14 protein-coding genes are annotated in these 13,698 nt (G+C 68.0%); 10 read left to right on the top strand and 4 right to left on the bottom strand.

All coding sequences use genetic code 11. The features are described 5' to 3' along the window. The first annotated feature begins 151 nt into the window (after positions 1-151). The 4 genes from TZ00_RS13790 to TZ00_RS13805 all read left to right on the top strand — a co-directional run bounded on the left by TZ00_RS13790 (position 152) and on the right by TZ00_RS13805 (position 4,433). Entirely contained in the window at positions 152-829 is a 678-nt protein-coding gene (locus TZ00_RS13790) for a response regulator transcription factor (RefSeq protein ID WP_044442541.1), read from the top strand. Next, the gene (locus TZ00_RS13795; protein ID WP_044442542.1) at positions 819-2,402 is read left to right on the top strand and encodes a sensor histidine kinase; all 1,584 of its coding nucleotides are present in this window, start codon (positions 819-821) and stop codon (positions 2,400-2,402) included. Before TZ00_RS13790 ends, TZ00_RS13795 begins: the two co-directional genes overlap by 11 nt. A 136-nt stretch (positions 2,403-2,538) precedes the next feature. Beyond that, the gene (locus TZ00_RS13800) at positions 2,539-3,039 is read left to right on the top strand and encodes a PepSY domain-containing protein (RefSeq protein ID WP_044442543.1); all 501 of its coding nucleotides are present in this window, start codon (positions 2,539-2,541) and stop codon (positions 3,037-3,039) included. 155 nt (positions 3,040-3,194) lie between these two features. Beyond that, positions 3,195-4,433, top strand: a complete 1,239-nt coding sequence (locus TZ00_RS13805) for an AMP-binding protein (RefSeq protein WP_044442544.1) — start codon at positions 3,195-3,197, stop codon at positions 4,431-4,433. On the opposite strand, the gene TZ00_RS13810 is transcribed toward TZ00_RS13805, so the two are convergent. Beyond that, positions 4,434-5,615, bottom strand: a complete 1,182-nt coding sequence (locus TZ00_RS13810) for a Na+/H+ antiporter NhaA (RefSeq protein WP_044442545.1) — start codon at positions 5,613-5,615, stop codon at positions 4,434-4,436. Positions 5,616-5,743: 128 nt separating this feature from the next. On the opposite strand from TZ00_RS13810, the gene TZ00_RS13815 reads away from it, so the two are divergent. Next, positions 5,744-6,730 carry a 1,4-dihydroxy-2-naphthoate polyprenyltransferase gene (locus tag TZ00_RS13815; protein ID WP_202965859.1) on the top strand — a complete coding sequence of 329 codons (987 nt, stop codon included), beginning with the start codon at positions 5,744-5,746 and terminating at the stop codon, positions 6,728-6,730. A 333-nt stretch (positions 6,731-7,063) separates the two neighbouring features. After that, the gene (locus tag TZ00_RS13820) at positions 7,064-7,480 is read left to right on the top strand and encodes an SRPBCC domain-containing protein (RefSeq protein ID WP_044442546.1); all 417 of its coding nucleotides are present in this window, start codon (positions 7,064-7,066) and stop codon (positions 7,478-7,480) included. A 13-nt stretch (positions 7,481-7,493) separates the two neighbouring features. Here TZ00_RS13820 and TZ00_RS13825 read toward each other — a convergent pair whose 3' ends face one another. Continuing rightward, positions 7,494-7,814 carry a DUF4229 domain-containing protein gene (locus tag TZ00_RS13825; RefSeq protein WP_044442547.1) on the bottom strand — a complete coding sequence of 107 codons (321 nt, stop codon included), beginning with the start codon at positions 7,812-7,814 and terminating at the stop codon, positions 7,494-7,496. A gap of 73 nt (positions 7,815-7,887) precedes the next feature. On the opposite strand from TZ00_RS13825, the gene TZ00_RS13830 reads away from it, so the two are divergent. The 4 genes from TZ00_RS13830 to TZ00_RS13845 are packed head-to-tail and all read left to right on the top strand — an operon-like array spanning position 7,888 to position 11,568. Next, positions 7,888-8,283, top strand: coding sequence for a PLDc N-terminal domain-containing protein (locus TZ00_RS13830; RefSeq protein WP_044442548.1), 396 nt, complete (start codon positions 7,888-7,890; stop codon positions 8,281-8,283). Continuing rightward, a complete protein-coding gene (menD, locus tag TZ00_RS13835) occupies positions 8,283-9,998 on the top strand; it encodes a 2-succinyl-5-enolpyruvyl-6-hydroxy-3-cyclohexene-1-carboxylic-acid synthase (RefSeq protein ID WP_238579693.1) in 1,716 nt (571 codons plus the stop codon). Before TZ00_RS13830 ends, menD begins: the two co-directional genes overlap by 1 nt. Before the next feature lie 39 nt (positions 9,999-10,037). Next, entirely contained in the window at positions 10,038-10,697 is a 660-nt protein-coding gene (locus TZ00_RS13840) for a dihydrofolate reductase family protein (RefSeq protein WP_044442550.1), read from the top strand. Positions 10,698-10,707: 10 nt separating this feature from the next. Next, complete coding sequence (locus tag TZ00_RS13845) at positions 10,708-11,568, top strand: PPK2 family polyphosphate kinase (protein WP_044442551.1); 861 nt, start codon at positions 10,708-10,710, stop codon at positions 11,566-11,568. Here TZ00_RS13845 and TZ00_RS13850 read toward each other — a convergent pair. Together TZ00_RS13850 and TZ00_RS13855 are read right to left on the bottom strand one after the other, a co-directional pair. Beyond that, the gene (locus TZ00_RS13850) at positions 11,565-12,314 is read right to left on the bottom strand and encodes a hypothetical protein (RefSeq protein ID WP_152631207.1); all 750 of its coding nucleotides are present in this window, start codon (positions 12,312-12,314) and stop codon (positions 11,565-11,567) included. The genes TZ00_RS13845 and TZ00_RS13850 overlap by 4 nt on opposite strands. Positions 12,315-12,325: 11 nt before the next feature. Next, positions 12,326-13,588, bottom strand: coding sequence for an isochorismate synthase (locus TZ00_RS13855; RefSeq protein WP_044442553.1), 1,263 nt, complete (start codon positions 13,586-13,588; stop codon positions 12,326-12,328). Between the last annotated feature and the right edge of the window lie 110 nt (positions 13,589-13,698).

The raw sequence follows: 13,698 nt of genomic DNA on the forward strand, positions 1-13,698 counted from the left end.
CCGCCGAGCGCGGTGGCCAGGCCACCGCGCTCGGCTTGAACACCCGCGCTCGCCTCGCAGGCTCCGGATGCCGCTGCGCGGCCGCCGCTGAGAGCAGCCCGTTCGCGTGAGCTTCAGCCGCGCTTCAGCGCCCGTCGGGCAGACTGGGCGCATGCGCGTGCTTGTTGTCGAAGACGAGAAACGCCTCGCCGAGGGGCTCAAACGCGGGCTCGAGGCCGAGGGGTTCGCCGTCGACGTCGCATCCACCGGCACCGACGGGCTCTGGATGGCCACCGAGAACGACTACTCGGTGATTCTGCTCGACATCATGCTGCCCGGAATGAGCGGCTACCGCGTGTGCGAGCGGCTGCGCGCGGCAGAGAACTGGACTCCGGTGCTCATGCTCACGGCCAAAGACGGGGAGTGGGATCAGGTCGAGGCGCTCGACACCGGCGCCGACGACTACCTCACGAAGCCGTTCTCGTTCGCGATCCTGCTCGCTCGGATGCGCGCCCTGATCAGGCGAGGCGCAGCCGAGCGGCCGGCCGTTCTCGAAGCCGGCGACATCCGTGTCGACCCGTCGACCCGCCAGGTCACCCGCGGCGCGGAGCGCATCGAGGTGACCGCCCGCGAGTTCGCCGTTCTCGAATACCTGATGCGGCGCAAGGGCGACGTGGTGTCGAAGCGCGACATCATCGACAACGTCTGGGATGACGACTTCGACGGCGAGCAGAACATCGTGGAGGTCTACGTGGGCCACCTGCGCAACAAGCTCGACAGACCCTTCGGGCGCAACGCGATCGAGACACTCCGCGGAGCGGGCTACCGGCTGGCCTCCCATGGCGGCTGAAGCGCGCCGGCGCCGGCGTCTCTCATTGCGCTGGCGCATCGTTCTCGTGGCCACGGCAGCCGTGGCGGTGGCGCTCGCCGTCGGGTCGACGGCATTCGTCGGCGTTCTGCGGGAGTCGCTTGTGGCGGGGGTGCAGCTGGCCGCAGAACGGGATGCCGCCGAGCTCGTCGGTCAGGTCGAGACCACCGGGGCCTCGTCGGTCGACACCGATGCAGAGGACGACGAGCAGATCGTGCAACTCGTGTCGGCAGGCGGGTCGCTCGTGGCCTCGACCGATAACGCCGACGTTGGCCCGGTGATTTCCCTGCCCGAACTGCGGCACACAGATGTTCCCGTGCCCGCCGACGACGTCGAGAGCATGCCCACGCCGTCGACCACCGACGACGATGATGACTCCGATTCTGATTCGGGCAATTCCGGTCGGGGCTCGAGTGACGACTCCAGCGCTTCGGACGACTCGGATGATTCGACCCCGAGTGCGCCCTCGCCCGTTTCTGTTGCGCCGCAGCCCACGACCACACCCGTGCTCGTCGACGAGACCACGACGGGAACAGTGACGGACTCTGACGGTGCGTCGTTCGTCGCCGTCGCGCGCACGGCTGTGGAGGCCGGCTCGGGGCGGGAGCTCTGGGTGGTGGTCGGGCGCAGCCTCGCCACGGTCGACGGCACGATCTCCACCGTCATGGGTCTGTTAGCTGCAGCCGTGCCCCTGCTGCTCATCGTGCTCGCCATCACCATCTGGTTCGTTGTGGGCAGGGCGCTTCGCCCGGTCGACCGCATGCGGCAGCAGGTCGACGAGGTCACGGCGTCGAGCCTCGACCGCCGTGTCGCCGACCCTGGGACAGACGACGAGGTCGGCCGGCTCGCCCACACGATGAACCGCATGTTGCAGCGCCTCGACGACTCGCGCCGCTCGCAGAATCGCTTCATCTCGGATGCGTCGCACGAGTTGAAATCGCCCCTCGCCTCGCTGCGCCAATACGCCGAGGTCGCCCGCGCGCATCCGGATCGTATCTCGCCCGACGAGCTGTCGGCAGCCGTGCTCGACGAGGGGGCGCGCCTCGAGGGTCTCGTGCAGGGGATGCTCGTGCTCGCCAAGGCCGACGAGCGCATGCTCACAAGGCCCGCAACCCTGGTCGATCTCGACGACATTGTCTTCGCCGAGGCCAGGCGCCTGCGCGACTCGACGTCGCTGACTATCGACTCCAGCGGAGTGACCGCTGCCCAGCTGCACGGCGACGCTGGACTGCTCGCGCAGCTGGTGCGCAATCTGGTCGACAACGCGGCGCGTCACGCGAGCTCGGCGGTCGCGCTCGCGGTGCGGGCCTATGACCCGGATGGCACGGTCACTCTCGTGGTCGAAGACGACGGCGCCGGCGTTCCCGAGGCAGACAGGGAGCGTGTGTTCGAGCGCTTCGTGCGTCTCGACGAGGCCCGCGCAAGAGACGGTGGTGGCAGCGGGCTGGGGCTCGCCATCGTGCGCGAAATCGCCGTGGCGCACGGCGGCACGGTCGTCGTGGAACAGGCCGCGGGCGGGGGAGCGCGCTTCGTCGTGACGCTCTCGACGAGCTGACCGCGATCCGGTCGCGGCGTTCCCTGAGCTTGTCGAAGGGAGGTCGTTCCTGAAGGCCGCTTCAGGATGCTTCAGGGCCGCTTCAGCGCCCTCGCGTCACAGTGGGGTTCATCACCACAACGCCAGGAGGCACACCATGCAGAAGAAGACCATGTGGATCACGGCCGCAGCCGTCGGAGCCGTTCTCGTTCTCGGCGGCGCCGGAGCCGCCGTGGCATCGAGCGACATCTTCGACGACGGCACCCGCGCCACGAGCACCCCGTCCGTCACCGGATCAGACGACCGATCGCGGAGCGACGACGGTCTCGACGACAGCGACGGCCGAAGCGGCACACACGACAACAGCGGACGCGACGGTAGCGACGACGGAAGCGACGACCGAGGTCGTGGCAGCGACGACAACGGCGGCGACCGCGACCGCAGCGATGACAACACTGTGCCGGCGACGGCCGACGAGCGCTCCGCCGCCGAAGCTGCGGCCCTCGACGAGATCGGGCAGGGAACCGTTCGCGAGTTCGACACGGGCGACTCCGACGACGACTACGCCTACAAGGTCGAGCTCGTTATGGACGACGGTGGCGAGGTCGAGGTGGAGTTCGCCGCCGACCTGAGCGTGCTGCGAATCGACCGCGACTGACGAAGTGAGCGAACGCGGGTGTTCCCGCGCGCCGCGGTGGCGGAACCACCGCGCTGCGCGAGAACACCCGCGCGGCGTCGGTTCGGAGCAGCCCCGCCACTCGACCGGGTCCAGACGTTACCCACCTGAAACATGCCCTCACGTAGGGTGAACGAATGACACGCCCGCTCGACATCGTGGTTGCGAACGATCCCATGGCCGTGCTTCCGCGCCTGCGTGAAGCCCTGTCACAGGGCGGCGCGGCCATCCTGCCCCGGCTCGAAGAGCAACGCGCGCCCGATGCGCGGCCCCAACCGAGGCATGCGGCCCCCGCTCCCGGCGAGACGCCCGCGGTACGAGAGAATCCCGTTCCCAACCACGTGGCCAAGAACGTCGCTCTCGTGATCGAGACGTCGGGCTCCTCGGGCGCGCCCAAGCGGGTGGCATTGTCGACAGGTGCCCTTCTCGCCAGCGCGGCCTCGGTCGAGAGCGAGCTCGGCGGCAACGGGCAGTGGCTGCTGTCGCTTCCCACCAACTACATCGCCGGAGTGCAGGTTCTTGTGCGCTCCATCGTGGCCGGAACGGCCCCGATTGTTCAGCCCTCGGGACACTTCTCGGCCCGCGTCTTCGCCTCGCTCGTCGACGAGATGGATGCCCCGCTACGGTTCGCATCACTGGTTCCAGCCCAGCTGGCCCGAGTGATCGACGCGGGAGAGGCCGATGCGGGCATCCGGCAGCAACTGCGTCGCCTCGACGCGATCCTCGTGGGCGGGCAGGCGCTGCCAGCCGCCCTCTTCGAGCGGGCCGTCGAGCTCGGACTTACGGTTCGTCGCACCTACGGCTCCTCCGAGACGGCCGGCGGATGCGTGTACGACGGCATTCCGCTCAGTCAGGTTCAGGCGCGGGTCACCGGGGGCGAGCTCGAGCTCTCGGGGCCGATGCTCGCCGAGGGCTACCTCGGCGACCCCGAGCTCACCGACCGCAAGTTCTACACCGATAACGGCCGTCGCTGGTATCGCACTGCCGACTCGGGCGACGTCGTCGATGGGGTCGTGCGCGTCTCCGGCCGTATCGACAACGTCATCATCTCGGGCGGCATCAAGGTGTCGCTCGACCGGGTCGAGCGGGTCGTGCAGTCGCTCGATGGATTCCGCGGGGCTGTCGTCGTTCCCCAGCCGAGCGAGGAGTGGGGGCAGGTGTCGGTCGTGGTCACCGACGGTTCGGTGGATGCCGACAGCCTGCAGCGCGTGCGCGACGCCGTGATCGCGGGGCCGGGTCGGGCGGCGGCACCCGTGCGCATCGTGACCGTCGAGGCCATGCCGACCCTCGCATCCGGCAAGCCCGACCGCATCAGCCTCGCCCGCTCGCTGGCGTCGGCCGAGGCCGCGGGTGCAGCCTCGACCGTGGCCGACTGATCAGGCGGAGCGGAGCTTGTCGACCGCAGTCTCGCGAAGCGCCCGGAGGCGTTTGTAGTACGTGGCGAGGGTCGACACGAGCACTGCGGCGATCACGATCGAGATCGACGAACCGAGCAGCACGGCAAGGGTGCCTTCGTCGGCCACTTCCTCTGTGCCGGCGAATGCGAGTTCGTTCATCAGCAGCGAGACGGTGAAGCCGACGCCTCCCAGAGCTCCGGCCGCAAGCAGCGCGTGCAGGTTCAGTTGCGGGCGGCGGTCGCGAGGGCCTACGTAGCTCGAGAGCCAGCCGCCGAGGCTGATTCCGATGATCTTGCCCACGGGCAGGGCGATGAGGATGCCCCAGAACGGCGCGGCGAGCTCGCCGGGCGCCACCTGCGGAATCGCGACGAGTGCGGCGGAGAAGGCGAAGATCGGCAAGATGGCACCGTTGGTCACAGGCTCGAGCACATGCCGCACGCGCATCGCGGGCAGCCGCACCATCGCCAGGCCGAGTGCAACGCCGGCGATCGTGGCGTGCACTCCTGACAGGTAGGTGAGCGACCAGGTGATCACCGCGACGAGGCCCATCACGATGGCGACGGGCACTCGGTAACGGCCGCCGAGACTGCGGCTGAGCAGCCAGAAGAGCGCCACGCCGACGGCGGCCAGGCCGATGAACAGCAGATTGGGGTCGGCGGTGAAGAACACGGCGATGATGAGGATCGCCACGATGTCGTCGAGGATGGCCAGCGCGAGAATGAAGATGCGCAGGCGCGACGGGATGCCCTTGCCGAAGACCGCGAGCACGCCGAGCGCGAAGGCGATGTCGGTGGCCGTGGGGATGGGCCATCCGCCCTCGTAGCCCGACCCCGCCGTGACCGCGACGTAGATGAGTGCGGGCACGGTCACGCCGCCGAGTGCGGCGATGGCCGGGCGCACCGCCTTCGACACGCTGTTCAACTGGCCCACGGCGAACTCGTTCTTCAACTCGACCGCGACCACGAAGAAGAAGATCGCGAGCAACCCGTCGCTGATCCAATGCCCGACCGAAAGGTCGAGGGGCGTGCCGGGGATGGCGAGGTGCGCGTCTTGCAGGCTCATGAGGGCCGGACCCGCGGGCGTGTTCGCGAGGAGGAGACCGACGGCCGCGGCCACGAGAAGAAAGAGAGCGGCGACGCGTTCGGATCGGATGAAGGTCATGCGGTGTCCTTGCTGCCCCTCTGCTCGGAGGCGTGGCGAAGTGGGAATAAGACGATCCCCTGATCGTCTGCCGACCAGACTTCCCGGCGCACCAGCATCCATTCTACGTCGAGCCCTACAATCGTCGGGTGCCCACGAGTAAGAAGTCGCCCCGCAAGAAGTCCCCGTCTCGCAACGCCCGCCGCGTGAAGTCCACCGGACATCCGGCCGGTCCCCGAGTCGCCCCGAATCGACCCAAGAAGGTCACTGCGGGCGATTGGATCGCGGGCGCTCGGCTGCGCACGCTTCCGCTCTCTATTGCTCCCGTCGCACTGGGAACCGGCGCCGCCACGATCCTGGGCTCCGTGCTCGATCAGTGGCCCCTCGTTCTGCTCTGCCTCGCGGTCGCCCTGTTCCTGCAGATCGGCGTCAACTACGCGAACGACTACTCCGACGGCATCCGGGGCACGGATGCCTACCGCGTCGGCCCCGCGCGCCTGACCGGCTCGGGGGCGGTGCGTCCGAAGCTCGTGCTCACGGTTGCTCTCGTCTTCTTCGGCCTCGCCGCGGCCGCCGGCATCGCCATCGTGATCATCACGCAGATCTGGTGGCTGCTCGCCGTGGGCGCCGTCGCCATCGTCGCCGCCTGGTTCTACACGGGTGGCAAGCGCCCCTATGGATACGCGGGGTTGGGCGAGCTCTTCGTGTTCGTCTTCTTCGGGCTGGTCGCCACGCTCGGCACGATGTGGGTGCTCGTGCGCGACATCAGCCTCGAGGGGCTGCTCGCGGCCATCGCGATCGGATTCATCTCGTGCGCCGTTCTTATGGCGAACAACATCCGCGACATCCCGCAGGACCGCATCGCGAAGAAGAAGACGCTCGCGGTTCGTGTCGGCGACCGGCCCGCGCGCATCCTGTACTGCGTCTTCATGCTGATCCCCTTCCTCATCGTGGGATTCCTGACGCTGTTGTTCCCGCTCGCGGTCTTAGTGTTCTTCGCTCTGCTGATCGCGATTCCGGCGTCGTTGATCGTGCTCACGGCGAAGACGCCGAAGGAGCTGATCCTGGCCCTGCAACTCACGAGCCTCACCGGGCTGGTCTACGGGCTGGGCCTGGCTGCCGCGATCGCGTTCTAGCTCTTTTTCGCGCCTCGCGACGGCGAAACGTGCTCGTCCGATAGCTAACTGAGGACATTTTCGTTCCGCGCGCTAGAAAATCGCGGCGTTCCGGGGATGCAAGTGGCGAATCGCTCGGCGGCGCGCTGATTGTCCTCCTTTAGCGCGCGGTGCCAGCGGGCCGACGACCGGAACCTCGATCTGTCGAGTCATTCGGGAGGAGTTTCGGCACATCGACGCTCTATTCGGCTCGGATGCCCGGAGCTCCGCCCATGCGCGGAGACGAAGCCTGCGGTCGAGGCGTGTCGAGACCACCGGGCGCGAGGTGAGTGCCACAGCGCCTAGAGTCGAGGGATGGCTGACTTCTCACGACCGAACTCTTCTGCCGGCTGGGATGTCGGCGTTCGACAGACGGTGCCGGGCAGCCGCAAGGCCGTCTGGGCTTTTCTTGTGGGTGAGGGCCTGCCCCTGTGGCTGGGCAAGACCACCAAGCTTCCGCTGGTCAAGGGCGCTGCCTACGAGACCGACGACGACATCACGGGCCGCGTTCTGAGCGTGCAGCCCGGTGTCGATCTGCGTGTGAGCTGGCGTCCGGGGGAATGGAACCACGATTCCACTCTGCAGCTGAGCCTCAAAGAGGCCGACGGAGCGACGACCATCTCCTTCCACCAGCAGAAGCTCACCAGCCGCGACGAGCGCAAGATGATGCTCGGACGCTGGAAGGGCGTCGCCAGCGACCTCGAGAAAGTGCTGAAGCGCCAGGCCAAATAGGCCGAGGTTGCCGCTACGGCTGCTTGTCGGCCGCAGCGCCATCGACGGCGGTGCCGTCGACCGCGGCGTCTTCGCTGTCTTCGTCGTCTCCCGACGCAGACGACTGCGAACGCTTCGTGCTGACGCGGGCCTCATAGAGGCTCTTCGCGGCCTCCTCGCGCTGCCTGCGCAGGAAGATGAACGAGAGGCAGAACGCGATGATCGCGGCGAGGAGCGCCGAGATCCAGGCCGGTACCCCGCCCGGGGTCAGCAGTAGCAGAAGAATCGCGAGCACGACGGCGAAGAGCCCGATGCGGATGAGCGAGAAGAGCAGCCAGGTACGTCGAGGATTCACGGCATTCAGTGTATGCGTTGCCGCCTTGGCAACCCCCGGGCAAACGCACGGTTACCGCGCCTATCATTGACGCATGGCCCGCTTGTTGTTCGTCCTCGGTATCGTCGCCGTGACGTTCATGATCTATTCGATCGTCGACGCTGCTCTTCGGCCTGTCCGCTTCATCCGAGGTCTTCCCAAGTGGGCGTGGCTGCTCATCATCATCGTGATTCCGCTCATCGGCGGGGTGCTCTGGTTCGTCATCGGGCGAGGCCGCGAGCAGAACACACCGGTGCACCGCACGCTCGGCCCTGACGACGACCCCGATTTTCTCGGCAAGCTCGGCCACACGACTCCCCGCGATCCGGCGGCAGAAGCCCGCACCGACGAGCAGATCCGCGACCTCGAGAAGCGTCTCGCAGAGCAGGCCGGCGACAACCCCTCCGACGACCCCACGTCGGGGCGTAGAGGAAAGCCCGGCCCGGCATAGTGAGTCCGGCAACGGACTTCTCCGTCGCCCTCCTCACGCACCTTGCGGCTCGGGGGCTTCGCAATGTCGTGCTCACTCCCGGTTCGCGTTCGCAGGCCCTCGCCCTGGCAGCCGCCGAACTCGACCGTCGAGGCATTCTGACTCTCACCGTACGCATCGATGAGCGGTCGGCGGCCTTCACCGCCCTCGGCCTCGCCCGGGAGACCGGCCTTCCGGTGGCCGTCGTGACGACATCGGGAACGGCCGTCGGCAACCTGCTTCCCGCCGTGATGGAGGCGCATCACAGCGGAATGCCCCTCGTCATGCTCTCGGCCGACCGCCCCGCGGAGTTGCGGGGCACAGGCGCGAATCAGACCACGTGGCAGCCCGGCATCTTCGGCGCCTTCGTGAGGCTCGAGCTCGACGTGGATGCGCCATCCACTCCCGCAGACGAGCCTCTTGACGAGGTGCTCGGCCTGAGCCCCGATGCCGAGAGGCTCGCGGCACAGGCTACGGATGCCGCGTTCGGCCGAGCGGGCATGCCCGGCCCCGTGCACCTCAACCTGCAGTTCCGCGAGCCGCTCTCGGGGGCCTTCCCCGAGATCGAGGCTCCGGATCTCGGTGAACCGGCCCCGTCGCATCCGGCCCTCGCCTACTCGTTGGAGCCCGGCCCACGCACTATCGTCGTCGCGGGCGACGGCGCAGGCGCCGACGCCGAAGAACTGGCCCACGCGGGCGGATGGCCCCTGATCGCCGAGGTCTCGAGCGGCGCACGCTTCGGCCCGAACCTGATCGTCGCCTACCGCTCTCTGCTCTCGGGCGAGCTGGCCGCGCACGTCGAGCGCGTGATCGTCTTCGGCCATCCGACCTTGAGCCGCGAGGTGCCCGCTCTGCTTGCGCGAGAAGGCGTGCAGATCGTGGTCGTCGCATCCGGTGGTGAGCGCATCACGCCCGGGCATGAGCGGCGGATGCTGGTCGACCGCGTCGAGGCGAGTGCCGAGGCCATCGCCGCCAGTCGGCAGCCGGATGCGCGCGCCTGGCTCGGCCGCTGGGTCATGGCGAGCAGGCATCAGCTCGAGCTCGACGACCCGGAGCTGCCCGCGCCCGACGTCGAGGCTCCCCGCTCGGGTGACCTCACCCGCCGCCGTGAGTATGCGAAGGCGGAGCTCGCGGCGGCGCGAGCATCGATCTCGCGGCCAATCTTGGCGCTGTCCGTGTGGCGCGCAACCTGGCCGCACGACCGGCTCGTGCTCGGCGCATCCAGGCTGATTCGCGAGGCCGACAAGATCGTGCCCGGCAAGAAGATCACGGTTCACGCCAACCGGGGCCTCGCCGGAATCGACGGGACCGTGTCGACTGCCATCGGAGTCGCCCTGGGCAGCCAGACCGATGCCAAGGGCGGAATCACCCGCGTGCTGCTCGGTGACCTCACCCTGCTGCACGACGTGGGCGGCCTGCTGGTCGGCGGCGGCGAGAGGCGCCCTCGCGTTCAGCTCATCGTCGCGAACGACGGCGGCGGCACGATCTTCGACTCGCTCGAGGTTGCGGCCACGGCAGACCCGGATGCTTTCGCTCGCGTGATGCGCACCCCTCAGTCGGTCTCGATCGAGCAGCTCGCGGCCGCGTACGGCTGGAGCTACACGAGGGTCACAACGCGCGCCGAACTCGACCGTGCCCTCACCAGCCCGGAGGGCCCGCTGAGTATCGTCGAGGTTCCGTTCGCTGAGGTGGAGTGATCGACTGAGGAATCCATGTCTAGTTGCTAGATTGCCCTCGTGACGAAACTTCGAGTGCACAACCTCGCCGTCTCGATTGACGGCTTCGCGACGGGTGAAGGCAGAACGTTCGAGACCCCGTTCGGCCATGCCGGTCAGCGGCTCATGACCTGGTTCTTTCCGACCCACTCTTTCGTGAGCATGACCGGGCACGATGCCGAAGCGGTCGGCGGCGGCACTCGAGGAGTCGACGACGCCTTCGCTGCTGCGAGCCAGGTAGGCATCGGCGCGGAGATCATGGGTCGGGGCAAGTTCGGGCCGCAGCTGGGGCCGTGGGAGGACGAGTCGTGGCGTGGCTGGTGGGGCGAGGAGCCTCCATTCCACACCCCTGTGGTCGTTCTCACACACCACGCCCGCCCCGACCTGCCGGTGGGCGAGACGACGTTCCTGTTCCGGGATGCGTCGCCGCGCGAGGCTCTGGATCTCGCGGCGGTCGAGGCCGACGGCCTCGATGTGCGCCTCGGCGGCGGACCCACCGTTGTGCGCGAATTCCTCGAGGCCGATCTGGTGGATCACCTGCACATCGTCGTCGTGCCGATCGTGCTCGGTCGAGGCGTTCGCCTCTGGGACGGCCTCGAGAATCTCGAGGAACGCTTCGACGTCGAGGTGACCGCGTCGCCGTCGGGCGTTGTGCACTACGTCTTCACCCGCAAACAGTAAGGGAACGACCATGGCCAAGAACGATGACACCTTCTTCTCTAGCAGTGCCCGCGAGCTGCTTGCCGCGCGAGAGGGCTTCGTGCTCGCCGACCTCGACCCGGCAAGCACGCCGGGTGTGATGGCGTCGAAGAAGCAAGGCGAGAAAGCGCTCGCGGACGGGGCGCCCACCCTCGACGACCTCCAGATCAGACTGCACGCCAACAGCCTGTCGGGTGATAACCGCAGTGTGCTGCTGGTGCTGCAGGCCATGGATTCCGCGGGCAAGGGTGGCATCGTCAGCCACGTGATCGGCACGGTCGACCCCGAGGGCGTGGCGCACACGTCGTTCAAGAAGCCGACGCCTGAAGAGCTCAGCCACGACTTTCTCTGGCGCATCCGCAACGCCCTGCCGAAGGCCGGGCAGATCGGGGTGTTCGACCGTTCGCACTACGAAGACGTGCTGATCGCGCGCGTGCGCGCTCTCGCGGCGCCCGAGGTGATCGAGCACCGTTACGAGCTCATCAACGAGTTCGAGCGACAGATCACCGAGTTGGGCACGACCATCGTCAAGGTCATGCTGCACATCAGCTCTGACGAGCAGAAGGCGCGTCTCGCAGCGCGCCTCGAGCGCGAGGACAAGCTGTGGAAGTACAACCCGGGCGACGTGGACGAGCGCCTGCTGTGGCCTGCGTATCAAGAGGCGTACCAGCTGGCCATCCAGAACACGTCGACCGAGATCGCGCCCTGGTTCGTGGTTCCCGCGAATCGCAAGTGGTACGCGCGCGCCGCTGTGCAGCAGCTGCTCATCGAGACGATGTCGGCGTTCGGCCAGGGCTGGCCTTCGCCCGACTACGACATCGAGATCGAGAAGGCGCGGCTCGCGGCCAGCTAAGACGCCGCGGACGGCTCCGCGGTCAGATCGAATCCGTCCCAGTAGACGGTGATCGACGTCGTGCCGCTTGTCGTCATAAGGATTCCCGCTGACGTGAACTGGTCGGGCGTCGCGCAACTCGTTCCGGACGTTCCGGACGCGGTCTCTGCTGTGATCACGCAGAAGCCGCCGGCCGTGTCTCTGGCCACGAAGACCTGCCAGCCGTCGACGCTGGAGTCGACGGCGCGCGTCGACGTGGGGTCGATGTCGTCAGGCAGCTGGGCGCGCACATCGCTGTCTTTCTGGGGTTCGTCGAACCAGTGCTCGGCCGAAGCCGCACTGCCCGAGCTCGTGCGGCCCACGGGCCCCGACGGCGCCGTAGCGACGGCGCCCGGACCAAGATCGACGTGGGCCTCTCCCGTCGCAGCAATGGAGCGCGGCAGCTCACTGAACCGCCCAGGGGTGCGATGGTCGGGCGACGAGAACAGGATCGCCCCGGCTGCCGCGAGCAGGGCAACGGCGGCCAGCGTGCCGCCGGCTCCGATCAGGCGCGACCGGATGCGATGGGCTCGGCGCTCGCGGGCATCCGCGGCATCAAAGGCGGCCCGTTGCAGAGCCTGCCGCTCGGCGGCCTCGTGCAGATCGAGCTCGTTCAACGCTCGCGCCGCGTCGGCTGCGCGAGCCTCGTCTTCGGGTGACGTGGTGCGCCCGTACGCAACTCGCTCGAGGGCCGCTCGCTCAGGCGGGGGAGACGACCGGGGTGGCACGGCGCACGCTCCTAGCCGAACGCCTCGACGATGGGGCGGAACTTCATCTTCGTCTCGATGAGTTCTCGCTCGGGGTCGGACTCGGCCACGATGCCCGCGCCCGCGTAGGCCGTGATGTCGCCGTTCTCGGCGATCTGGGCGCAGCGTAACGCCACGGCCCACTCGCCGTCGCCATCCGCACCGACCCACCCGACTGGCCCGGCGTAGCGGCCCCGATCGAACGGCTCGAGCTCGTCGATGACGGCCAGCGCGGTGGCTGTGGGTGCACCGGCGACGGCGGCCGTCGGGTGCAGGGCGGCGATGAGATCGAGCGATGTCGAGCCATCAGACAGGATGCCTTCGGCGTCACTCGCGAGATGCCACAGATTGGGCAGCTTGAGCGTGAAAGGAATCTCCGAGGTGATGAGGGTGCGCGTGTGCGGCTGCAGCGACTGCACAACGCTGGCGACGGCGAAGCGGTGCTCGTCGAGGTCTTTCGAGCTCGTGGCGAGCGAGATCGCGGCGTCGTGGTCGGCTTCGGCGTCGCGGCCACGAGAGATCGTGCCGGCGAGCACTCGGGCGCTGACCGTTCCGTGGTCGACGCGCACGAGCGTCTCGGGGCTCGACCCGATGAGCCCGTCGACAGCGAAGGTCCAGCAGTCGGGGTAGCCCAGCGCCAGATCGGTGAGGGTGCGTCTCAGATCGGCTTCGGCGGGCAGGTGGCCCACGAGATCGCGGGCGAGCACCACCTTGTTCAACTCTCCTGCAGCGATGCGCGAGACGGCTGCCTCGACCGACGCACGGTAGTCGTCGGGCTTCACCTGTCCGGGCAGCAACGAGAGCCGGTACTCGGCACCGAGGGGGCGGGCGGCAGGCATGGGAAGGGGAGGTGCGAGCGGGACACCGGACTCGGAGAGTGCGGTGATGCGGGTGATCCAGTAGACGCCCGCGCGCTTGCCGATGACGATCTCGGGAACGATGAGGGTCGAGATGAGCCCGGAGGTAGCCGAGAACGCGAAGGCGCCGAACGCCACGAGCCCTGTGCCGGGAGCCTGCAACGGGTCGGTCACCCGTGCGAGCCGTGCGACCTCTCTCCACGTCTCGCAGGCGTCGACGAATCGGTTCTCGCCCGAGAACTCGAGCCGCAGGGCCTCGCCCGCGCCCGCCATGCCCTCGCCCTTGCGCATCCAGAGCAGCGGATGCCGCGAATCGAGCAGTGGCACCAGAAGTCGGATGTCGTCGACGCGGGTGGTCTCGACGACCAGCCGGGGCAGAGTTCGTGACGTTTCGCTCACTGGTTCAGCCTAGTTCGGCCCAGCGGTAACGAGGGTCGAGGAGTTTTTTGCATTCCGGCTCGACCCAGGCGCTTTTAGATACAATAAAGTAATTCATAAGGGTGCTTAGA

It is taken from the genome of Agreia bicolorata (genome assembly GCF_000938265.1).
GTDB lineage: Bacteria > Actinomycetota > Actinomycetes > Actinomycetales > Microbacteriaceae > Agreia > Agreia bicolorata.

Coding starts and splice junctions, on each gene's coding strand:
- TZ00_RS13790 (WP_044442541.1), top strand. CDS start 152: ATGCGCGTGCTTGTTGTCGAAGACGAGAAACGCCTCGCCGAGGGGCTC.
- TZ00_RS13795 (WP_044442542.1), top strand. CDS start 819: ATGGCGGCTGAAGCGCGCCGGCGCCGGCGTCTCTCATTGCGCTGGCGC.
- TZ00_RS13800 (WP_044442543.1), top strand. CDS start 2,539: ATGCAGAAGAAGACCATGTGGATCACGGCCGCAGCCGTCGGAGCCGTT.
- TZ00_RS13805 (WP_044442544.1), top strand. CDS start 3,195: ATGACACGCCCGCTCGACATCGTGGTTGCGAACGATCCCATGGCCGTG.
- TZ00_RS13810 (WP_044442545.1), bottom strand. CDS start 5,615: ATGACCTTCATCCGATCCGAACGCGTCGCCGCTCTCTTTCTTCTCGTG.
- TZ00_RS13820 (WP_044442546.1), top strand. CDS start 7,064: ATGGCTGACTTCTCACGACCGAACTCTTCTGCCGGCTGGGATGTCGGC.
- TZ00_RS13830 (WP_044442548.1), top strand. CDS start 7,888: ATGGCCCGCTTGTTGTTCGTCCTCGGTATCGTCGCCGTGACGTTCATG.
- TZ00_RS13845 (WP_044442551.1), top strand. CDS start 10,708: ATGGCCAAGAACGATGACACCTTCTTCTCTAGCAGTGCCCGCGAGCTG.